19 protein-coding genes and 1 riboswitch are annotated in these 21,617 nt (G+C 42.7%); of the genes, 10 read left to right on the top strand and 9 right to left on the bottom strand.

The window, feature by feature from the left end; genetic code table 11:
• Nucleotides 1-21 precede the first annotated feature (21 nt).
• The 3 genes from AB5627_RS13475 to queA all read right to left on the bottom strand — a co-directional run bounded on the left by AB5627_RS13475 (nt 22) and on the right by queA (nt 2,625).
• The gene (locus tag AB5627_RS13475) at nt 22-393 is read right to left on the bottom strand and encodes a PAS domain-containing protein (protein ID WP_022286922.1); all 372 of its coding nucleotides are present in this window, start codon (nt 391-393) and stop codon (nt 22-24) included.
• The gene (locus AB5627_RS13470; protein ID WP_022286923.1) at nt 383-1,504 is read right to left on the bottom strand and encodes an acyltransferase family protein; all 1,122 of its coding nucleotides are present in this window, start codon (nt 1,502-1,504) and stop codon (nt 383-385) included. The genes AB5627_RS13475 and AB5627_RS13470 overlap by 11 nt, the downstream gene beginning before the upstream one ends.
• Nucleotides 1,505-1,572: 68 nt before the next feature.
• The gene (gene queA, locus AB5627_RS13465; RefSeq protein ID WP_022286924.1) at nt 1,573-2,625 is read right to left on the bottom strand and encodes a tRNA preQ1(34) S-adenosylmethionine ribosyltransferase-isomerase QueA; all 1,053 of its coding nucleotides are present in this window, start codon (nt 2,623-2,625) and stop codon (nt 1,573-1,575) included.
• A 219-nt stretch (nt 2,626-2,844) separates the two neighbouring features.
• A riboswitch (Lysine riboswitch) is annotated at nt 2,845-3,033 on the top strand.
• Nucleotides 3,034-3,206: 173 nt separating this feature from the next.
• Here queA and asd point away from each other — a divergent pair.
• The 3 genes from asd (at nt 3,207) to dapB (ending at nt 6,108) form a co-directional block, all read left to right on the top strand.
• Entirely contained in the window at nt 3,207-4,289 is a 1,083-nt protein-coding gene (gene asd / locus AB5627_RS13460; RefSeq protein WP_022286925.1) for an aspartate-semialdehyde dehydrogenase, read from the top strand.
• A 36-nt stretch (nt 4,290-4,325) separates the two neighbouring features.
• Nucleotides 4,326-5,216: a 4-hydroxy-tetrahydrodipicolinate synthase gene (gene dapA / locus AB5627_RS13455; protein WP_022286926.1), complete on the top strand. Its 891-nt coding sequence runs from the start codon at nt 4,326-4,328 to the stop codon at nt 5,214-5,216.
• A gap of 133 nt (nt 5,217-5,349) precedes the next feature.
• Nucleotides 5,350-6,108 carry a 4-hydroxy-tetrahydrodipicolinate reductase gene (gene dapB / locus AB5627_RS13450; RefSeq protein WP_022286927.1) on the top strand — a complete coding sequence of 253 codons (759 nt, stop codon included), beginning with the start codon at nt 5,350-5,352 and terminating at the stop codon, nt 6,106-6,108.
• Nucleotides 6,109-6,248: 140 nt separating this feature from the next.
• Here dapB and AB5627_RS13445 read toward each other — a convergent pair whose 3' ends face one another.
• Genes AB5627_RS13445 through rlmD form a run of 4 tightly spaced genes read right to left on the bottom strand, consistent with a single transcriptional unit; the run spans nt 6,249 to nt 11,807 of the window.
• On the bottom strand, nt 6,249-8,459 hold the full coding sequence (locus AB5627_RS13445; protein ID WP_022286928.1) for a transglutaminase domain-containing protein: 2,211 nt from the start codon (nt 8,457-8,459) through the stop codon (nt 6,249-6,251).
• A gap of 12 nt (nt 8,460-8,471) precedes the next feature.
• Complete coding sequence (locus tag AB5627_RS13440; RefSeq protein ID WP_022286929.1) at nt 8,472-9,632, bottom strand: DUF58 domain-containing protein; 1,161 nt, start codon at nt 9,630-9,632, stop codon at nt 8,472-8,474.
• Nucleotides 9,633-9,645: 13 nt separating this feature from the next.
• Complete coding sequence (locus tag AB5627_RS13435; protein ID WP_022286930.1) at nt 9,646-10,584, bottom strand: MoxR family ATPase; 939 nt, start codon at nt 10,582-10,584, stop codon at nt 9,646-9,648.
• Nucleotides 10,581-11,807 carry a 23S rRNA (uracil(1939)-C(5))-methyltransferase RlmD gene (rlmD, locus tag AB5627_RS13430; RefSeq protein ID WP_022286931.1) on the bottom strand — a complete coding sequence of 409 codons (1,227 nt, stop codon included), beginning with the start codon at nt 11,805-11,807 and terminating at the stop codon, nt 10,581-10,583. Before rlmD ends, AB5627_RS13435 begins: the two co-directional genes overlap by 4 nt.
• A 698-nt stretch (nt 11,808-12,505) precedes the next feature.
• Here rlmD and AB5627_RS13425 point away from each other — a divergent pair.
• The 4 genes from AB5627_RS13425 to AB5627_RS13410 all read left to right on the top strand — a co-directional run bounded on the left by AB5627_RS13425 (nt 12,506) and on the right by AB5627_RS13410 (nt 17,777).
• The gene (locus AB5627_RS13425) at nt 12,506-13,204 is read left to right on the top strand and encodes a LytTR family DNA-binding domain-containing protein (RefSeq protein ID WP_265290979.1); all 699 of its coding nucleotides are present in this window, start codon (nt 12,506-12,508) and stop codon (nt 13,202-13,204) included.
• Nucleotides 13,201-13,917: a sensor histidine kinase gene (locus tag AB5627_RS13420; RefSeq protein WP_265290980.1), complete on the top strand. Its 717-nt coding sequence runs from the start codon at nt 13,201-13,203 to the stop codon at nt 13,915-13,917. Before AB5627_RS13425 ends, AB5627_RS13420 begins: the two co-directional genes overlap by 4 nt.
• Nucleotides 13,918-14,011: 94 nt before the next feature.
• On the top strand, nt 14,012-15,886 hold the full coding sequence (locus AB5627_RS13415) for an ABC transporter ATP-binding protein (RefSeq protein ID WP_265290981.1): 1,875 nt from the start codon (nt 14,012-14,014) through the stop codon (nt 15,884-15,886).
• Nucleotides 15,879-17,777, top strand: coding sequence for an ABC transporter ATP-binding protein (locus tag AB5627_RS13410; RefSeq protein WP_265290982.1), 1,899 nt, complete (start codon nt 15,879-15,881; stop codon nt 17,775-17,777). Before AB5627_RS13415 ends, AB5627_RS13410 begins: the two co-directional genes overlap by 8 nt.
• 88 nt (nt 17,778-17,865) lie before the next feature.
• Here the strand turns inward: AB5627_RS13410 and AB5627_RS13405 are convergent, their stop codons facing one another.
• Nucleotides 17,866-18,069 (bottom strand): hypothetical protein, encoded by a 204-nt coding sequence (locus tag AB5627_RS13405; RefSeq protein WP_265290984.1) that lies wholly within the window; start codon nt 18,067-18,069, stop codon nt 17,866-17,868.
• A 156-nt stretch (nt 18,070-18,225) separates the two neighbouring features.
• Nucleotides 18,226-18,570: a plasmid mobilization relaxosome protein MobC gene (mobC, locus tag AB5627_RS13400; RefSeq protein WP_325213459.1), complete on the bottom strand. Its 345-nt coding sequence runs from the start codon at nt 18,568-18,570 to the stop codon at nt 18,226-18,228.
• A gap of 545 nt (nt 18,571-19,115) precedes the next feature.
• On the opposite strand from mobC, the gene AB5627_RS13395 reads away from it, so the two are divergent.
• From AB5627_RS13395 to AB5627_RS13385, 3 genes are all read left to right on the top strand, one after another.
• On the top strand, nt 19,116-19,463 hold the full coding sequence (locus tag AB5627_RS13395) for a hypothetical protein (protein WP_265290985.1): 348 nt from the start codon (nt 19,116-19,118) through the stop codon (nt 19,461-19,463).
• Between the two features lie 150 nt (nt 19,464-19,613).
• A complete protein-coding gene (locus AB5627_RS13390; RefSeq protein WP_265290986.1) occupies nt 19,614-19,832 on the top strand; it encodes a hypothetical protein in 219 nt (72 codons plus the stop codon).
• Nucleotides 19,833-19,921: 89 nt separating this feature from the next.
• Nucleotides 19,922-21,553 carry a recombinase family protein gene (locus AB5627_RS13385; RefSeq protein ID WP_265290987.1) on the top strand — a complete coding sequence of 544 codons (1,632 nt, stop codon included), beginning with the start codon at nt 19,922-19,924 and terminating at the stop codon, nt 21,551-21,553.
• The last annotated feature ends 64 nt before the right edge of the window (nt 21,554-21,617 follow it).

Here is a 21,617-nt window from a genome sequence, read left to right as displayed (position 1 = left end):
TTATAAATTATTTTTTTCAGCCTATTCCATATCATACAGCTTCATAGTTTCAATATTTCTGTACTCATGCTTTTCATAATATCCAATAAGCTCTCCCTCTTCATCTCTGAGAGCTATCATGTAAACGTCCTTATTTTCCTTTTCGTTGCGGAAAGTATACACCTTGTTGTTGCCCTTGTCCTTTTTGAACCATGCAATGACCTGCTCTATCTTGTCATTAGAATCCCCGTTGTGACAGCCCTTTATGGACCTGCCCACAAGAGCCGCTCCTCCTCGCTTTTCATATCTTTTGACCGCTGTCGGGTTCATATATACTATCGTATTCTCAAGGTCGCAAATAACCACAGGTGCATCGTCTGCGTCAATAACGCTCTTAAAAAAGTTATTTTCCATTTCCGTTCTCCTTTATGATATCATTCCTGCCCCTTATTCCTTTAAGCACCATATCCAGAGGCACACCAAATATTTTTATGCAAAGCACCAATACAATAGGTATCGCTGTAAGTGCCAGATAAAGCTCCCAACGTTCAGGAAAAGCCTTTGCAAGATACGCCTGATAACCATAGTATGTGAGCATATAAACTATAGTTCTGTGCCAGAAGTACACCTGCAAAGTCCTGGAGCCGCACTTTGTTATCAGTGGAATCTTCACATCAAGCCCAATACCAAGCACCGCCAAACAAAGCAGTGCCGAGATACCCATAACAAGAAGCCTGCTCAAAAAAGTGCAATCCATGTCCGTTGCTTCAGATATGGAAAAATAAGAGTTTCTTCCCGTAAGAAGCATTCTCAGCGGATAAACAAGCTTTGTTTTTCCAAAGCAGAAATAAGTCCAAATGCCTATCACTCCCAAGGACAGCGCCCTTACATACCACTTCTTTACAAAATCAGCCACCTTTTCAGGGTCAAGCACATATCCGCAGTAGTAAAACGGGAAAAACACCACTATCCTGGATAGCTCATATTCATCGCCCACGCTAGGGTCATACCCTGCCGAAAGTGCCGTCACCATAGCCGCCGTAAGCACCGCCCAAGGTCTGCTGTTTCTTAACAGATAGCAAAGCCCCATAAATGCCGCCATTGCGAACATATACCAATATACACCGTCGCCGCCTAAAAGGTCAAAGAAAATCTCGCCATCACTGTTTTCCTTGTCAAAATCCGTCTGAAATCTCACCTGCGACCAATAATTCAGGCATTTCATTAACATTCCGATAACAACAAATCCAAGCGTCTTTCCAAGCACTTTCCTGCCGTCATCATGCCCCCTGTTGAACAATCCTGATATGAATAAAAACAACGGCATATGAAAAGCATACAGAAACACAAATGCGCCGCTAAAAACCTTTGCCTGCGGTACACCTGTTTCACCGCCGCCGTCACCAAAAAGCTTGACAGTGCTGTCGTCTATCAAATGCCCCAAGACCACAAGCACTATAAGCAGAAATTTCAGATTATCATATAAATACAGTCGTTTCTTCTCCCCTGACTTAATGTCATTCATATAGAAAAAACCTCCGTAAAAAAAAGTTTGAAATAAGATATCATCGCTGCAGACGATACCTTAATTCCTCACTCAGATATTATGAGCATACAATCACCAAAGCTGAAAAATCTGTATTTCTCTTCAACCGCTATCTTGTAAGCATTCATAGTGTTCTCGTATCCCATAAATGCAGAAACAAGCATTATAAGCGTGCTTTCAGGCAGGTGAAAATTAGTAACAAGTCCGTCAAGCACCTTGAACTCAAAGCCAGGATAAATAAATATCTCCGTGTAACCGTCACATGGAACTATCTTTCCGTCATTGAATGCCGCCACGCTCTCCAGCGTCCTGCATGAAGTAGTACCCACCGCAATAACACGTCCGCCATTTTTCTTCGTTTCGTTTATCATGTCTGCAGTTTCACGGCTAAGCTCATAATGTTCCCTGTGCATCTTATGGTCAAGGACCTTGTCCTCCTTAACAGGTCTGAAAGTGCCAAGACCAACGTGCAGAGTAACATACGCAATGTTCACACCCATTGCCTTTAAGTCCTCAAGCTGCTGCTCAGTAAAATGCAGACCGGCAGTCGGCGCAGCAGACGAGCCAAGCTCATGAGCATAAACCGTCTGGTATCTGTCCTTGTCCTTCAGCTTTTCAGTAATATAAGGTGGCAAAGGCATCTGACCTATCTCGTCAAGTGTGGCAAAGAAATTCTCCTCGCACTCAAATCGTGCGATACGGTTTCCGTCCTCCAACACATCAATTATCTCCGCCTTCAGCTTACCACCGCCAAAAACAAATCTTGTGCCGATCTTGGCTTTCTTTCCGGGTCTGCAAAGAATCTCCCAGACCATGTTCTCTTTCTGCTCCACAAGCAAAAACTCAATGAACGAGCCTGTGTCCTCACGCTCGCCGTATATCCTCGCAGGAAGCACCTTTGAGTCGTTAAGCACAAGCAAGTCACCTTTTTTGAGATAATTGCATAGATTATAGAAATGGTCGTGTACCACCTCTCCCGTCTGCCTGTTTATCTTCATCATTCTCGAAGCATTTCTAGGCTCGACAGGGGTCTGTGCAATAAGCTCCTGCGGCAGGTCATAATAAAAATCCGATCTTTTCATATTGTTGATATCAAGCATTTTAAATATCTCCTATTTACTTAAAATATAATAATTATAATAATGTAGGCAACGGCGTCCTCTACGTCCCACTCTCACCATTCTCAAAGTCCTTATTCCAACAACTGTCAACATTCTTTAAAGTCATTTAATTTCATATAAACTTATTAATTTACAGAAAATTAAAATATTTTTATCTATATGTATTGACAGAACGCTAAATATTTGTTATCATTAAACAGAACAGATAGAGGTGCAGTTGAAATGAGTATCATTTTTCGTGTGACCCCACACAACAGCGTCCCAACGCCTATGGTAAATGAGAAAGGTAAAACTGCCGAAGCGGAGTATCGGGAACACTCCTGCTGACTGTTAGTTTAATAGACTATCAGTTGTCATCATTACAAATGGTGGAGTGCTATCGGCATAAATTTTTATGTCAACATTCTTATTATATTGTATGATGAACTGGTTTTCAACCAGTTTTTTTATTATTTGTTTATTTTTTATGTTTTGTGCAAAATAACATTTGAACAGCGGCATATTTTAGTGTATAACGCCAAAGAAAATTGTTACCATGGCACAGGAAAAGGAGTTTTAATATGAAAAAGTACAATGTCGGTATCATCGGTGCAACAGGAATGGTAGGTCAGAGATTTTCTCTGCTTCTTGACAAACACCCATGGTTCAATGTAGTATGCGTTGCCGCTTCACCACGTTCGGCAGGCAAAAAGCTCAAGGACGCAGTTGCAGGCAAGTGGAAGCTTTCAGAGCCTCTGCCGGAAGCTATCGGTGAGCTTACAGTTCTGAACGCCGAGGAGGACGTTGAGAAGATCGCTTCAATGGTGGATTTCGTATTCTGCGCAGTTGATATGAAGAAAGACGAGATAAGAGCCCTTGAAGAAAAGTATGCAAAGGCTGAATGCCCTGTTGTATCAAACAACTCCGCACACAGACATACTCCTGATGTTCCAATGGTCATTCCTGAGGTAAACCCTGAGCATATCGAGATAATCGCTTCACAGAGAAAAAGACTTGGCACAAAGAGAGGATTTATCGCAGTTAAGTCTAACTGCTCACTCCAGTCTTACGTTCCTGCTCTTGCACCTCTTATGGATAAGTATAAGGTAACAAAGGCTCTTGCCTGCACATATCAGGCAATTTCAGGCGCAGGCAAGACATTTGAAAGCTTCCCTGAGATACTTGACAACGTTATCCCTTATATCGGCGGTGAGGAAGAAAAGTCTGAGAAAGAGCCTCTTAAGATCTGGGGTCATATCGAGGGCGACGTTATCGTTGACGCAACAGCTCCAGCTATCACAACACAGTGCCTGAGAGTTCCTGTTTCCGACGGTCACACAGCAGCAGTTTTCGTATCATTTGAGAATAAACCTTCTAAGGAAGAGATCCTTCAGGCTTGGAAAGATTTCAGCGGTGTTCCACAGGAACTTCAGCTTCCAAGCGCTCCAAAGCAGTTCCTTAACTACTTCACAGAGGACGATCGTCCACAGGCTAAGCTCGACAGAAACCTTGAGGGCGGCATGGCAGTTTCTATAGGCAGACTGAGAGAAGATTCACAGTATGACTATAAGTTCGTTTGCCTTTCACACAATACACTGAGAGGTGCGGCAGGCGGAGCAGTTCTGCTGGCTGAGCTTCTTGCAGCAAAGGGCTATTTTGACTAATATAACACATATATACGCACGAAAGGAGTGCTGTTTATGAAAAAGACTATTTTCACAGGTGCAGGCGTTGCTATCGTTACACCTATGAACGCTGACGGCTCTATCAACTTTGACAAGCTGGGAGAGCTTATCGATTTCAACATCGACAACGGCACAGACGCTATCATAATCTGCGGAACAACAGGCGAAAGTGCTACCATGACAGATGAGGAGCATATCGAGTGTATCCGCTATGCTGTTGAAAAGACAAATCACAGAGTTCCTGTTATCGCAGGCACAGGCTCAAACCATACAGAGTATGCCGTAAACCTTTCTAAGAAGGCTGAGGAGCTTGGTGCTGACGCTCTGCTTTGTGTTACACCTTATTATAATAAGACTTCACAGGCAGGACTTATCGCACACTTCTCCGCTATCGCAAAGGCTGTTACACTGCCTATCATTCTTTACAACGTACCGTCAAGAACAGGTGTGAACATTCTTCCTGAGACCTGCCGTGAGCTTGCAAAGATAGACAATATCGTTGCTATCAAGGCAGCAAGCGGAAACATCAGCCAGATAACACAGGTAGCAGCTCTCTGCGGCGATGACCTTGATATCTATTCAGGCAACGACGATCAGATCGTTCCTATCATGGCTCTGGGCGGAAAGGGTGTTATCTCAGTTCTTTCCAACTGTATGCCATTTGAAACACATGAGATCACACAGCTCTGCCTTGATGGAAAGTATGAGGAAGCAAGAGAAAAGGTATTCAAGACCCTTGGTTTTGCAAAGGCACTTTTCAGCGACGTAAACCCTATCCCTGTCAAGGAAGCTCTTAATCTTATGGGCTTTGAGGTCGGCGAGTGTCGTCTGCCGCTTGTAAGAATGAGCGATGATAAGATAGAAAAGCTGAAAGCGTCAATGAACGCTCTCGGACTTATCAAGTAAAATATACAAAGGGCGGAGAAATTCGCCCTTTATGTTTATAACAAAATTTTAAGGTGTGCTGTAGGGGCGAACAGCGTTCGCCCGTTTCCCTGCACATACTGGTCAATAAATAAAAAGAAAAGGAATGATATAAATGACTAAGATCGCAATATGTGGCGCCTGCGGAAAAATGGGCAGGTTCATATATGACGTTATGTCAGAGCGTGACGACTGCACAGTAAGCGCAGGTATCGACAAGTTCGGCGAGGCTTATGCAGACTTCCCTGTTGTAAAAGAGCCTGCCGACCTGCCTGAAAAGCCTGATGTAATAATCGACTTCTCACACCCTTCCGCACTGGACGGACTTCTCAGCTATTGCCTTTCAAACGGCACTGCCCTTGTAATAGCTACCACAGGCTATACAGAAGAGGATACAGCGAAGATACACAAGGCTTCCGAGCAGATACCTGTTTTCTTCACATTCAACATGACCCTTGGTATAAATCTTCTTGCAAATCTTGCAAAAACTGCCGCAAAAGTTCTTGGCGGTCAGTATGATATCGAGATAATCGAGAAGCACCATAACCAGAAGATAGACGCTCCGTCAGGCACTGCTATCATGCTTGCAGACGCAATAAACGAGGAGCTTGACAACAAGTATCACTATGTTTACGATCGTCATTCTGTAAGAGCAAAGAGAGAAAAGACCGAGATCGGTATGCACTCTGTCCGTGGCGGCACTATTGTTGGCGAGCATGAGATAATCTTTGCAGGCAGAGATGAAGTCATCTCCCTCAAGCACGAGGCTCATTCAAAGCAGGTTTTCGCTGTGGGTGCAGTGAATGCAGGCGTTTTCCTTTGTGGAAAGCCGGCAGGACTTTACGCAATGAGCGATCTTCTTGCTTCACTTTAATTAAATATCAGATACAGTGAGCGTCCTTGATGTTCCACTATTTCAGAGATTTTTTACACTCTCAGGCTGCTGTTTTATACGGCAGCCTTTTTTATACAAAAAAATAGCCGTGCGTGATTTTTTTCCGCACAGCCATTTCATTACATATTCTTATCAAGCTCCAAAGAAGTTTTCTCACGCTTTGTGAGCTTTTTCCATTGTACTTTGTAATCTGCATAGACCATTTTCCACTCGGCTTCATCAGGAACATATCCACCGAAGCAGGTCTTTTCAAAAAGATCTATAAGACCGCCAAGCTCAACTCCACGCCTCTTAACAAGATATTCTCTTATCATTTCAGGCGTGTATCCCGATAGCCTATCATTAGAAGCTATGGTCAAAAGCCTTACCACTCGCCTGTAAAGCCTTATGACCTTTTCTCCGTTATCTCTGAATTTAAGTGACAGTCGGAAAAATACCTCGATAATTCTGTTAAGGAATACGAAAACCACAAGCACAAACGCTACACCGATAAACAGTGCGATCCTGCTGAAATAGCTTACAAAAGTTGAAACATCAAAGTTCGTACCGTTTGCACTGTAGTCACGCTGATAGCCCGGAACTGTCGGGTCAAAAGTCATCCAGCCAATGCCTGTGATAAAGACCTCTACAAAAGCGTGAGCATGGCTATCTCTTACCACAAACTCTCCACGTTCATTCTTTTCATATGCTGCAAAGCCCTCAACATACCTTGCTGGAAGTCCCAGCATTCTCGCCATAAGTGTCATGCTTGTGGCATAGTTTGTGCAGTTTCCGCGCTTGCTCGTGAAAAGAAAATATGCGATAGACTCATCGTCAGGCTCATACTCGTTATCGTAAACATAGCCGTTCTGCTCAAAATAATCCACAAGCGCCTGAGCTTTCTCATAATCATTTTTGCAGTTTTCCGTTATGTTTTTCGCAAGAGCCTCCATTTTTCCGCCTTTATCGTCATATGCAGAAACATCTGTGTACAACGCATATATCTTATAAATATTCAGCGCTTGATTTGATGTGACATCTCCGTTTGTCAAACCATAAGAAAGCAGAAGTTTGAACTGATTTTCGGTCATATCAAGATTTGCCGCAGCCTGTCTTTCTCTCTCCGTTTCAGGAATATACTCAAAGCTAATGCCAAGCTTATTTCCTGCGGTGTCATATGGTCTGTAGACCTCGCTGTGAGTTGTTTTGATATAAACGTTGTTCTCCCCTGGGGTTATCATCAGTGGAGCAGGGATATAGCTAGGGGCAAAGCTGTCGCTGAACTGATTCATGACTGCCTTTTCACTGAACAGATCATCAGGAAACTGTGACCTGTCCACGCCAAGATCCTTGGTGTAATCCTTATCTGCAAGTGACTTTGCTATGCTGTAAACATAGCTCGGTGAGTTCACCTCGTTGTCACCGTAAAGATAAACATTTTTGTCAAAATCAAAATCGTAGAAGCTATCGTCTGTTACCCACTTCTCGTTTCTGAAAAGGTCAAAGGATTGTCTGCGGAGATAAATGACCTGTTCATCAGAGGTTGTGGTGAAGTTGAAAAGTATCTCGCCCGTTGCGTCTGCGCCAAATCTTGGGGAAGACTCATCACTAAGATTGTCATATGTGCCACTGCTTTTGATATTCACATCAAAGAAGTTGCTATTTTTTTCAAGATAAGATGTCTTTGAGGAAGTCGGCATAAGCATTGCAAGCGCACCCACAAGGGTAACGAAAACCGCCGATGCCGCCACATAAGAGCCGTTTATAACAAGGTCATGCTTGCTCTCGTCTGAAACAAGTCTGCTGTGCACCATAAGTGCAATGAACACAGTGAGCATTATGGTTATGTCAAGAGTATCCATTGAGTCGGCACGCTTACCGTAAATAAAAAACGGAAAAAGCACAACGAGCATCGTTCCAAAGCTTCTATAGCGCACAATGGTGAAATAATAAAGCACCGAAATGATAAAGAAGCCTAGTCCCACAAACAGAAAGTAGAAATATTCATCTATCTGACCTATCTCCTGCCTGTTTACATAAAACCAATTGATAAATGATTTCCCAGAATGTTCAAATCCAGCACGAAGAAGCTGAAAGCCCAAAAACAGCACTGCCACCATAAGGGCGGTATAGACAAGACCTCGCAGGACTTTTTTCGGCTTTAGCCACTCAAAAAGAGCAAACAGCAGACATTCATAGACCACATATCCAAAAGTATAAAGTCTGACATTGTCTACAAGATAGGTCTTAAAGATTATGTTCATGACCACTGCTCCAAGGAGCAGCGGCAAAGCATATTTTGAAAGAATATTCACAAGGGTGTTTTTTATCTGAGCAGTTTTAGTATTCAAAAGCCACACCCCCTATGTCATTTTACGAAACTCGAAAGTTTCGTCTACAAGCCACATATTTTCTGTCTGCTTATCAAGGCCGCTAAGATGTGTTACTACAAAAGAGCCGTTAAATTCTTCCATGAGAGAAGAAAAATCCCCCTGAGAAGTCGCCATGCAGGCTGTGAAGCAGATAGGAGCTGTCTTGCCTATCTCATGAGAAAAGGCAAAACGCTTTTCCTGCGGATATGGTGCTATTGCCGCAAGGTCGTTTTGAAGCTCTATTATATCACCTGCCTGCTTTATTTTCATGCTTTTCCAGCCGTCAAGATAATAATTATACTCACTCTCGAAGCCTTCCATAATAAGCATTGAAAGCATTGCAAGGCTCGCTTCGACTATATTATCAATATTCATAGCAAACATAGGGTCATGATTTTCGCTTGGTATATCAAGGAAAAACGCCTGACTTGAAGCCGTGACCTTTTCATCAAGGCGCACCATAAGCTCGTCACGCTTTGATGAAAGCTTCCAGTTTATTCTTTTCAGCGGGTCGCCTATCTCATACTGTCTGTGGTCATAGCCCGGAACGCCTGTAAGACCAAGTGCATTTTCATCTGATTCGCTTTCGTTATCGTCAAATGAAGCGTTCTCGGAAGTTGCTTTAAGAAGCTCTGTTTGAGAGCCAGTGTCAGGGATATTCGGCATTATCTTTATTTTTCCCACGGCTTTTTCATAACGTGAACTGTCAAGGTGCAGGGTGATTATTCCAAGATAGTCATGCAGACGTATGCTTTTTATTTTCACTGTGCCAAGACCTGCATAGCGTGTTTTCAGCTTAACGCTAACGCTTTGCTGTCTGCCGCCTGCCACGATAGTTTTAAATTCAAGTGGGCTTACAGCACCGATATTATCTGAACACTCTGCCGTTACCTCAACAACGCATGAGGGAATAATGCGTATTGCATTTAAAAGCATTATGTCAGCGTCAAACTCCTCGTTCTTTGCACTTATTTCTGTGGAAAGCTTTATGGCTGCCACAAGTTTACGCTTGGTAATGAGAAGTGCCACAAGAGATATCACAAAGGCTATAGCTAAAAGATAAAGCACAAGCGTACCACCGCTTCCGTTTATATAAACTCTAAGCAGTATCGCCACCGCCACGCAGGTAAGATAACCTAAAAGATTTTTCATGGGGTCATATCCTCTATTTCTCTATTGCGTCAGGTGATTTTACTGTAAGAGCGATATTTTCAAGAGCTTTCCTTTCATTTTCAAAGGCGGATTTGCCTTTAGGAGAAAGCATAAGTCTATGTGCAAGAACGTCAGGCATAACAGCCTTGACATCATCTGGCATGACAAATCCTCTGCCCTGAACAAAGGCATAGGCTTTTGAAGCTTTGAGAAGTGCGATACTTCCACGGGGAGAAACGCCAAGCTTTACATAATCTGAATTTCTTGTTGCGGTAACAAGGCTCAGGATATATTTTCTCACGGAAAGCTCTGCGGTCACATTTTCAGCGTAGCCCATAAGCTCACGGACGTTTTCAAGGGTCATGACAGGCTGGATATTCTTTGCAAAGCCTGATCTTTCGGCTCTTGACATTATATCAAGCTCATCATCATATGAGGGATAGCCCATTGATATCTTCATAAGAAATCTATCCATTTGGGCTTCAGGCAAATGATAAGTGCCGTAAGTTTCCACAGGGTTTTGTGTGGCAAGCACCATAAATGGCAATGGAAGTTCATGAGTTTTACCGTCAATGGATATCTGATGTTCTTCCATGACTTCAAGCAAGCTTGACTGAGATTTTGGGGAGGCTCTGTTTATTTCGTCTGCCAAGAGGAAATTGCACATTGCCACACCCTCCTTATACTCAAGTTCATGAGTTTTCTGATCTATCATAGAAAAGCCAACGATATCGGACGGCATAACGTCAGGGGTAAGCTGGATACGGTTATATTTGCCGTCCACTGACCTTGCAAGGGCTGATACAAGCTGAGTTTTGCCTACTCCAGGCACGTCCTCGATAAGAACATGACCGCCGCAAAGCATGGCTGTGATTATTTTAAGCACAGAGTCTGTCTTGCCGACGATAACTTTTTCGATATTATCTGTGAGAAGTTTTACCTTTTCGTTCAATTTTTTTTATCCCCCTTTTTATCAGGTGTTCTGTTTGGTGTGAGCGATATCATTTTTCTTTTTAAAAGCACCACATTTTCGATACCTGTGGTATGCGGGAACATATCAACGGGCTGGATAAGCTGTGCTTTATAGCCTATTTTTGCAAGAAGCTTCAAATCACGCTCGAGAGTTTCTATTTTACAGGAAACGTAGACTATCTTTTCGGGTCTGAGTTTGCCCAAGGCTTCAACAAATTCTTCTGTTGTGCCTGCTCTTGGAGGGTCAAGGAAAACTGTATCACAGCTCTCACCTGCCTGCGCAAGCTTTGTCATGAACTCGCCTGCGTCCTCATTATAAAACCTGATATTGTCAAGCTTATTGAGCTTGGCGTTTGAAACTGCATCCTTTACGGCTTCGGCATTAAGCTCAACGCCTGCCACGTCTGCACCGCTTTTTGCAGCGATAAGACCGATAGTACCTGTTCCGCAATATGCGTCGATAACTTTATCGCCTTTTTTAAGCTCGGCACAGGAAACTGCTTTAGAATAGAGCTTTTCGGTCTGCTCGGGGTTCACCTGATAGAAAGAATGAGGTGATATTCTGAACTTACAGCCGCAAAATTCGTCGGTGATATAGCCTTTGCCGTACATTATAATATCACGGTCGCCCAAAGTAAGAGGAACTCTGCCTTTATTAACGTTTTGGACGATAGTGGTTATATACGGGTGTTTTTCAGTAATAGCTTTAACGAAATTTTTCTTTGCAGGAAATATCGGAGTAGCTGTAACTAGCACGAGCATTACCTCGCCTGTTGTTTGGGAGGTACGGATAAGGGTATGCTTAAGAAGGCCCTGACCGCTTTCCTCGTTATATGGAAGGATACGGAAGTCAACCATAAGCTCTTTAAAGGTAGCAACTATTTGCTGTGCTCTTATATCCTCCAAAAAGCAATCGTCAGTTATTACCATACTATGGGTAGAGGACTGATATACTCCTGAGACGATACGCTTTGAGCTATTGACCTTATAGACAGTTTGGACTTTATTGCGATAATTATAGGGGTAGTCCATAGTTATTATCTGCTGAGGTCTGCAAAAGCGGCTCAACATTCTATCGGCTTTTGCCTGCTTCCATTCTATTTGCTGGGCGTAGGCCTTATCCAACTGACAGCCGCCGCAACGTTTAAAGCAGCTACATTTTTTCTCGCCTGTTGACTTATCGATAGTGGTATGTTTATTCATCACATTTACTCTTTTCATTATGTATAAATTTTATTTTAAGTATACCATTTTATATGAATAATGTCAACAAAGGCGGTTATAACAATTAAATTTAGCAGTATGCTCATGAGGTATAGCTAAGGTGTGTCGGTATAAATATTCAATTTTCAAGCTTCAGACGGAGTGCAGGAAGTGCTTTTCTGTGCGATCAGAACCTCTCATCGTGTTCACCTAACTCACGTTGACAAAATGTTTCCTCATACACTGTCGCTCCGCAAGGTTTCCGATTTGTGGTGAAACCTCTTCTACTTATACACGAAAAGTGGGTATTTTGTTGCAGAAAAAATGCAACAATTGCAGAAATGTTGCCAAATTAAATTATAAATCATTTGTTTGCACAAATTTTGGGGTGTGAATTGGCAGATTTGACGGAAAACACATGAAAAATGTATAGTATTTGGGTATAAAAATACCGCCCGACCTTAGGTCGGTACTAATATAGAAGTTTTTCAACAACTATTATGTAAAGACCTATACAGCAGGCTATGAAACAAAAACAGGCGGATACTTCGTATAAGGTATCTGCCTGTTTTTCGTATGTATAGCAGATTTTCATCAAAACACGGAGAAAGGCTCTATTGATTTTCTGTCAATTGACTTTTTCACTTCTATCTGATATAATTGGAGAAACAACGAACGCTTTATGGAAGTGAGCACAGATGTTAACAATAGCAATATGTGACGATGATAAAAGTCAGACCAACTATTTGAAAAATATGCTGAGAGAATGGAACAATCAGATTATTATTACGGAATACAATTCGGCAGAACAATTTCTGTTCAGCTATCCCGACAAACATTGTGACCTTCTTCTGCTTGATATTGAAATAGGTAATATGAACGGTATGGAACTTGCCAGAAACCTGAGAGCAAAAGGTGATATGCTGCCGATTATATTCATCACTGGCTACTCTGAGTTTATGCAGGACGGCTATGATGTGGAAGCTCTTCATTATCTGCTGAAGCCTGTGGACAAGAATAAACTTTTTGCTGTGCTTGACCGGTATGCAGACCGTCACAAAGCATACCGCAGAGTTATTCTGCCTGTTGGTGATGAGTCTGTTTGTGTAAACTACGATGATATAGTATATCTTGAAGCATTCGGGAAGAAAACGCAAGTTACACTTTGGGACGGTAAAGAAGTTATCTGCACCTGTGGATTAAGCACTACTGCTGAAAAGCTTGGAAAAGACTTTGTGCCCTGTCACCGTTCCTATATAGTGAACATTGGATACATCAGCAGTATTTCCAAAACTGAGGTCACAATGGACAGCGGAAAAAAGATACCTGTTTCACGCAGATTATACGACAGCGTAAACAGAGCATTTATTGCATATTACAAGGAGAACCGGGAATGAAAACAGCTATTACTATCGCCTGTATTGCACTGCTGATTTCTGCATTTTTCTTGCTTCGCAAACTGTTTTATCATCTGGTGGATAAGCGTATTGCCCGGTTTCAGAGTGACCTTATCAGCAAGCAGACTGTGGAAATACAGAATATGTACCGTCAGATGCAGGAATGGCGGCACGATTACCGCAATCATATTCAAAATATGAAAAACCGCCTCGACGGTGACCAAGGCGAGCTGGAACAGTATCTTGATGAACTTGCCGATGATCTGACTCAAACTGATACTTCCATTCAGACAGGTAATGTCATGGCGGATGCTGTGCTGAACAGCAAGCTGTCTGTTGCGGAGCAAAAAAGCATTCAGCTCAATGTCAAGGCACACATTCCAAAAGGTATTGAAATGACAGATGTGGAAATGTGTTCCGTGCTCGGAAATCTCCTTGATAACGCTATAGAAGCGTGTGAGAAACTGCCCTGTGACAAGCGCTTTCTTCGTGTGTACATTGACAAGTTCAAAGGACAGTTTTATCTCTCAGTACAGAACTCCTCTCCCTCCATTCAGCGTGACAAGGGTATTTTTCGCACTACAAAGGCAGGCACTCACGGTTTTGGACTGTTTCGTATCGACCGTATTGCAAAGAAGTATGGCGGATATGTCAACCGTCAGTATGAAGAAGGAGTGTTTGCAACGGAGTTATTATTACCATTAAGCGGATAAATCTTACCTTTCGTTCCGTATATTTACCGTTCGTTCCGAAATCAACACAAACGGTCAATTTTGTGATATGCTGTGTTGTAAGGAAGTGAGAAAAATGAAACGTGTTAAGATCGCAAAATATACTAAGGAAAAACGAAAAAAGGTCTGGGATAATTACAATAAGGAACAGGCGAAGATAAAATACAAAACGTGGGAGAATATGCGGTATATTCTTTTGGAACTTTGGAAAAGTCAGCCTGTTATGTTTTTGCTGCTTATCGTGGAACTGATCTCGGCTGTGGTGAACTCGCTGCTTGGAACATTTATCAGCAAATATGTGGTAGAGCTTGCGCTAGGTACTTCGGAGAGAACAAAGCTTGCGGTTATATGCCTTCTGCTTATCACAGGTGAGCGCATATCAAAATACATATGGAATGAAACAGCATCTTATCAAAATTATGTTGGCGATTACAAATTCCTTTGTCATATGATGCGAAAAATCATCCGAAAAAATATGTCAACAGATTACGAAAACAACGAAAGCTGTGACAAAAATGACGCTCTGAAAAAAGCGGAAACCGGGTCTGATTATATTACATGGCAGACCATAAGTACCATAGAATATTTTTTGATGGCGGTATTGCAGGCAGTAGCGTACGGCTCTATCCTGTCAATGCTTGATCCTATAATGCTGCTTATCGTCGGCGTACCTGCGATCGCAAGCTTTTACATTGAGCGGCACAAAATGAAGTGGATATGGAATATGTCAGATAACTGGCAGAAATACGACAGGGAGCTTGACTATATCCAACACGCAGGAGGCGGCTTTTCTACTGCAAAGGACGTTCGTGTTTACGGTATGGATAAGTGGTTTAATAAGCTGTTTGCACGGTCATATGCTAACCGCCTTAACTGGTATGAACAGCAGGACGAATGGTCGTTCAGGCATGACCTCGCTCGTGTTCTTATGATATATTTATCAAATTTCGCCGCATACGCCTATGTGATCTATATGATAGTGAAAGGCAATATCGGTGCAGGAGATTTTGTTCTTTATTTTGGCTCTATTTCTGAGTTCAGCTCTGCTGTCAGAAATGTTTTTGATAAATATTCGGGATTTAATTGGCTGTCAAATAACATTTCATATTCAAGGGAGTATCTTGATATAACAGACAAGGCTAATCGCAGCAAGGGTGAAAAGCTGCCCACTGGTGAATGTGAAATAGAATTCAGAAACGTAAGCTATAAATACAGCGGTGCTGAAAAGCCTACTATACAGAACATCTCGTTCACTCTCCACAAGGGTGAAAAGCTTGCTTTGGTGGGACTTAACGGAGCAGGAAAAACAACACTGATAAAGCTAATGTGTGGGCTTTATGACCCGACCGAGGGCAAGATCTTACTAAATGGCAAGTCTGTGAACAGCTATAACAGAGATGAATATTTCAGCCTTTTTGGGGCAGTATTTCAGGATGTTTCGGTGTTGCCTGTTACAATAGCAGAAAATGTTGCAGGAGCGGAAATTGACAATATTGATATGGACAGGGTGCATGATTGTCTGAAAAAGGCTGGATTATATGATAAGGTCATGAGCCTGCCTGAAAAGGAAAACACCCGTCTTGTGAAATCAGTTTTTGAGAATGCAACGGAGCTTTCCGGCGGACAGACCCAAAAGCTGGCGTTGGCAAGGGCATTGTATAAGGGCGGTTCTGTTTTACTCCTTGACGAGCCGACAGCTGCGCTTGACCCTATTGCCGAACAGCAAATGTATCTGAATTATGCAGACTTTTCAAAGGGAAAGTCGAGCGTGTTTATTTCACACAGGCTTGCATCAACACGTTTTTGTGACAGGATAATAATGATAGAAAATGGTGCTATGATCGAAGAAGGCACACACTCTGAGCTTATGAAGTATGGTGGAAAGTATGCTGAACTTTATGAACTTCAAAGCTCATATTACAACGGCGAGGAGGTGCAGACAAATGAGTGAGAATACAGAAACAAAACTTACGGCAAAAGAGAAACGTGAAATGATCAGACAAACGCTAAAAGCTGTAAATGCCGCAGACAAAGGCTTTGTGGCAAGAGATACATTTAAATACTGTATTGATCTTTCGGAGCAGTTTATATCCATTTATCTGTCTGCACTTGTTATTGACGGAATAGCGCAGGCTAAGCCCGTTGAAACCTTGCTGCTGTATGCAGTGATAGTGGTTGGTGTTCAGGCTTTACTTTCTGTAATACAGAGATTCCTATTCAGACGTAAGGATTCTCATAAATTTGCACGGGACACAAATCTACAAAAGAACCTTTGGCAGAAAGTAATGACAATGGATTATATTCATCTTGAAAGCACCGACACTCAGAACAGGTTTGCAAACGCACAGCGTCAGCCAAATAATAATAACGCAGGTATCAGTGCAGTCTGCAATTGTTTTAAACTTACCATAGGCGGACTTTTTATGGTGGTAACGGGCGTTCTGCTTATTATCCCAACAGCGTTCAGAAGTCCCACAGCGACAGCAGGTCTTGAGGGCTTTATTCAATCTGTATGGGGATTTATTGCAGTGGCGGTCATAACAGCGGTTCTGGAACTTATAAAATCGCTGGTGATAATTCCGAAATCGATACTTGGTTTTGAGGAGGTACAAAACGATAAAAACATAATTGCGGCAAAACGTGTTGAGATTTTTTTTAATCAGTATGTGCTAAACAATTATCGTACCGGAAAAGAGATAAGAATGTACTCTCAGCAGAGACTTATTGAAAAAGAGCTTAATATTGCACAGAAAACGAATTTTGACGGTTGGCTAAAAGGCTATAAAAAGGAACTGTTACCGAATTTTGTTTTTCAACTTGTAAATATTCTTACAAAGGTACTGATGTACGGCTTTGCAGTCATGAGGGCAGCAAGCGGAATGTTAACACCGGGCGAGGTTATTGCTTTTGCATTGTATTTTGAAAACATTTCGGCAGGCATTTCCGAAATATCCAACGGGTACGGACTGCTGAAAATAACACCCACATTCTGCAGAAAATATTTCGACTTTCTCGACATTCCCGACGAAAAATACAAGGGTACTATTCCCACCGAAAAGCGGAATGACAACGAATATGAGTTTGAATTCAGACACGTTTGGTTCAAATATCCCGACAGCCAAGAATATGTGTTGAAAGACATAAATCTAAAATGGCGTATTGGTGAGAAAATGGCTCTTGTGGGTAAGAACGGCTGCGGAAAATCCACGCTTGTGAAGCTGCTTTGCAGGCTGTATGACCCTACCGAAGGTGAGATAACACTCAACGGAATTGACATCAGAAAATACAAATACGAAGAGTATATGGAGTTGTTTGCTGTGGTGTTTCAGGACTCAAAGCTGTTTTCCTTCAGCCTTGCGGAGAATGTTGCCGCCGATACCGATTATGACAGCGAGCGTGTAAAGGACTGTGTTATTCGTGCAGGATTGGGTGAACGGCTCAAAGCTATGGATAACGGCATTGAGACCTGTATTTACAAGGATTTTGACGAAAGCGGTGTAGAAATTTCTGGCGGAGAGACCCAGAAATTATGTCTTGCAAGGGCGATATACAAAGGCTCGCCTTTTATAGTTCTTGATGAGCCGACAGCGGCGCTTGACCCTATCTCAGAGCATGACATTTACACCAAATTTAACGGAATAGTTGGTACAAGAACGGCTATATACATTTCTCACCGTCTTTCATCCTGCCGTTTCTGTGATGAGATAACTGTTATGGATAACGGGCGAATTATTGAACGAGGGACACACGATAGTCTGATCGACGAGCATAAAATTTATGCGGCTTTGTGGGCAGCTCAGGCGGAGTATTATAAGGATACGGCGGGAGAGCTGTTCGCTTAAAGCAGTATATAAACCTAAAGAAAATACCGCTGACATAATTGATCTTGTCTGCGGTATTTCTTTAATTTGGCAGGTAGATTGTAAATGTTCAGTCCGTGCAGTAACTCAGCCCATGTATGAGCTGGATATAAACGCACCCCGCACGATCCCGTTCCTCTTCCTCGGTAGACATCATGAGTTCGAGGAAATATGCCTTTGCTTCTTCGTAGTCCTCCCATACCTCTCGTTTGCTGTTGCATATGGTAGTGACCTTGCGTGTTCTCGGCATCGCTAATTCAGGTGTTTTCAACATAGCTATTACTTCCAAAAGTTTTATTGTGAATCTATTATAGCGGATAATCTCTCCAGAGTCCAGCTTTGCAGGATGATTGTAACCATTTTGGTGAAATGTGCACATATCAGATTTAGTGCTGTCAGGAAAACTCCTGGCAGCACTTTTGTTTTACGATCAATGCTTCAACTGCAAAACCTTACCTTGCAGAAAGTTTAACGGCTGCCAAAGCTTGTTTACTCCGTCCTTGATCTCGGCAATATCATTATTATAAATATTTTCCGTGCTGTTTACACGGACAGCGATCTGATTGATATTGTTGGCAATATTTGTGGCGAGCTTATAAATCTTGTGAAGCTCGTTCTCGTCCATGTGGACGATGTATCCCTCAAAGATCATCGCACGAACAAATCCACTCAGACTGCTCATGCCACTGTTCTCAAACTTCTTCTTGATGGCATCAATTTCTGCCTGACTTACTCTTACCTTAAGGCATAGATCACGCTTGTTCTCGTCTTTCATCTTTTCAGTTTTCCTTTCTCTGTTTTTGTTAATTCGGGGTCGTAGGGGCAGCGCCCTCTGCCAAGCTTTGTATCATGTGAAAGTCGCTGTGTGCGCCCACATGATACCGAGCTTGCTGGGAGTCATTTGCCCCTGCGGGTCAAGATCTCATTTTCGAGCTTTTCAGCTCGGATTTTTTCTCGCTTATCGAGAATTGCAGCTGTGCGACTTCTTCTGTTTCTCTATCATCGTCGCTACTGCGATTCCCCATATTCACTATACCAAAGATTTCGAAATCCGTCAATGGCTATCCGAAAAATTTTTTAGGCAGTCAGAAGCGGCTTCGTCAAAATGACCGGGTGGAAATATTAGCGTAATAGCGTCATTTCATAATTTCGAATCGCAAATTTCCCCGGTTGATTGTTAATAGGCTATGAACAAAAGTTTGTGCGCATTGCGGCTTGTTTTGATACGGCAGCGCGCGATATAATGTGATCGTGGTCAGATCATTTGACCGCAAATATGCGTTTCATAAATATGTTGAAACAGAAAGTGAGGTGAATGCGATGGGGCTGTATCTTGAAAAGATCGAGGAGAATGAGAAGAGAATCAAGAAGCTGAAGGCGACGATCGAGACCAGCAAGGCAAAGCTCAAAAAGTTGTTAGACGAGAATGCTCACCTGAGCTATCTTGAGATCAAAGCAGAATACAACTGCGAAGGTCGTGAGTTGCTCGAAGTTCTTGCAAGAGAACGTGAGCAGTCGGCAAAGCTGAAAAAAAACGGTCTGACCGATTCGGGTATTGATGCTACTGCGAAGTCCGTTGATGAGAAAGACGGCGATACCGATAACAGCGATGATAAATTCGGTCAGCAGATGAGCTTTACGGATAAGCAGAATCCTTACGAGGATTAACATATATCCGACAACAAGACGTGAGCTGTGTATGGGGCGGCAGCGATGCCGTTACGCACGGCTATATCAAAAACAGAAAGAGGGGCTGATAGAGAAAGCGCCCCCCTCGCTCTAAAAGCATAGAGAAAGAGAAGCTAAGGAGTACAAGCTATGAATAATAACAATACTGCCGTAGATAAAGAAAAGGCAGACAATCCTTTTACCACAAAGTCCGAATACAAAATTGGGCATACCTTTTATACAGTGACAACTGTATTCAGCCCTGTTTCAAATGAAAGTCTTTCGGAAATAATGAAAAGGCTGATTATTCGAGAAAGTGAAAAACTCCTCGGTGAATCCGGACAAGAACCCGAGAAGCAGGCTGTGTAACTTTGGAATATCGGCGCATTGAATCATGTGAAAATGCGCGCTATAATGATAACATAGCTTGCTGTATCTGTCGGAAAGGAAGGTTTAATATGACAGACAAGATAACAGCATTATATTGTCGTCTTTCGCAGGACGATATGTTACAGGGTGAAAGCAACAGTATCACCAATCAGAAGGCTATCCTCAAAAAGTATGCAGAGGATAATGGCTTTAGTAATACCGTTTACTATGTCGATGACGGAGTTTCAGGTACAACATTCGAGCGTGACGGCTTCAAAGCAATGATGACTGACGTAGAAGCTGGTAAGGTCAGCACGGTCATTACCAAAGATCTTTCAAGGCTTGGTCGTGATTATCTGAAAACTGGCGAGTACATCGAGATTATTTTTCCCGATTATGATGTTCGCTACATTGCGATCAATGACGGAGTTGATACTTTAAAAAGCGAGAACGAGCTGATGGCGTTCAAGAACATTTTTAATGACTGGTACGCTCGTGATACAAGTAAGAAGATTCGAGCTGTTTTCAAGGCAAAGGGTCAGTCGGGCAAACCGCTTTCCTATCCGATTTACGGTTACAAAAGATCGGAAACGGATAAGAACCTGTGGGTGATTGACGATGAGACTGCCGAAGTAGTTCGTAAGATTTTTCGTCTTTGTATTGACGGCTACGGTCCGGCACAGATTGCCCGTATTCTCACGGAGGAGGGTATACCGACTCCTACGGCTTACGCATTATCGCAGGGCAGGGATAACGGTCACAAGAATGCTAAGCTTGATCGCTGGGGCAGTGAAACTATTTCAGGAATACTTGAGAAACCAGAATATTGCGGACACACGGTCAACTTTCGCACTCATGTAAAATCCTACAAAAACAAGAAGCGTGTGAATAATCCGAAAGAGGATTGGCTGATATTTGAGAATACCCATGAACCTATTATCACACAACAGGAGTTTGATCTGGTGCAGGAGCTTCGCAAGAACAAGCGCAGACCGACTAAACACGAAGAAGTCAATCCGTTTTCGGGTATGGTTTACTGCGCTGACTGCGGAAAGAAAATGTATCTGTGCCGTGCAACAAGTCTGACCGCCGATCAGGAGCATTTGAAGTGTTCAACATACTCCTTAGATAAGGATGCTTGCTCAGCTCACTTCATCAGGACGATTGTGATGAAAGAAATCGTACTGAGTGAGCTGAACAAACTGCTTGTGAATGTCAGGGAAAACGAGGAGGAATTCGTGCAGGCGGCTATGAATAACTCCGTTCAGAATCAGTCCTCGGAACTTTCTAAGGCAAAGAAAGCTCTGAAACAGTCTGAGAAGCGTATCGCTGAACTTGACAGACTTTTCACAAGGCTCTATGAGGATAATGTATCTGGAAAAATTTCTGATGAACGCTTTGCGATGATGTCGGCAGGATATGAGGTCGAGCAGAAGAACCTCAAAGCTACAGTAGCAGGGCTTACTTCCTTCATTGATACTGCCGAGCAGAAGTCTGCTGATGTGACCGCTTTCATTCAGGTGGTGCAGAAGTACGAAAATATAACGGAACTTACACCAGAGATCATGCACGAGCTTATCGAGAAGATCGTAGTTCATGCGCCTGACAAGAGCAGCGGTCATCGCACACAGGAGATTGACATTTACTACCGTTTCAACGTTGCCGTAGCGACTGCTGTCGCTGACAGTATGAAGTACGACAAAAAGAGAAAGGCGCTGTAAAAAAAAGCGCAACAAAGCCCGTGGATTTCCTCGATATGGAAGCCCACGGGCTTTAATATATCAC

It is taken from the genome of Ruminococcus sp. RTP21198st1_G1_RTP21198_201120, assembly GCF_040924265.1.
Classification (GTDB): Bacteria; Bacillota; Clostridia; order Oscillospirales; family Ruminococcaceae; genus Hominimerdicola; species Hominimerdicola aceti.
This window is presented reverse-complemented; position numbering and strand designations above follow the sequence as displayed.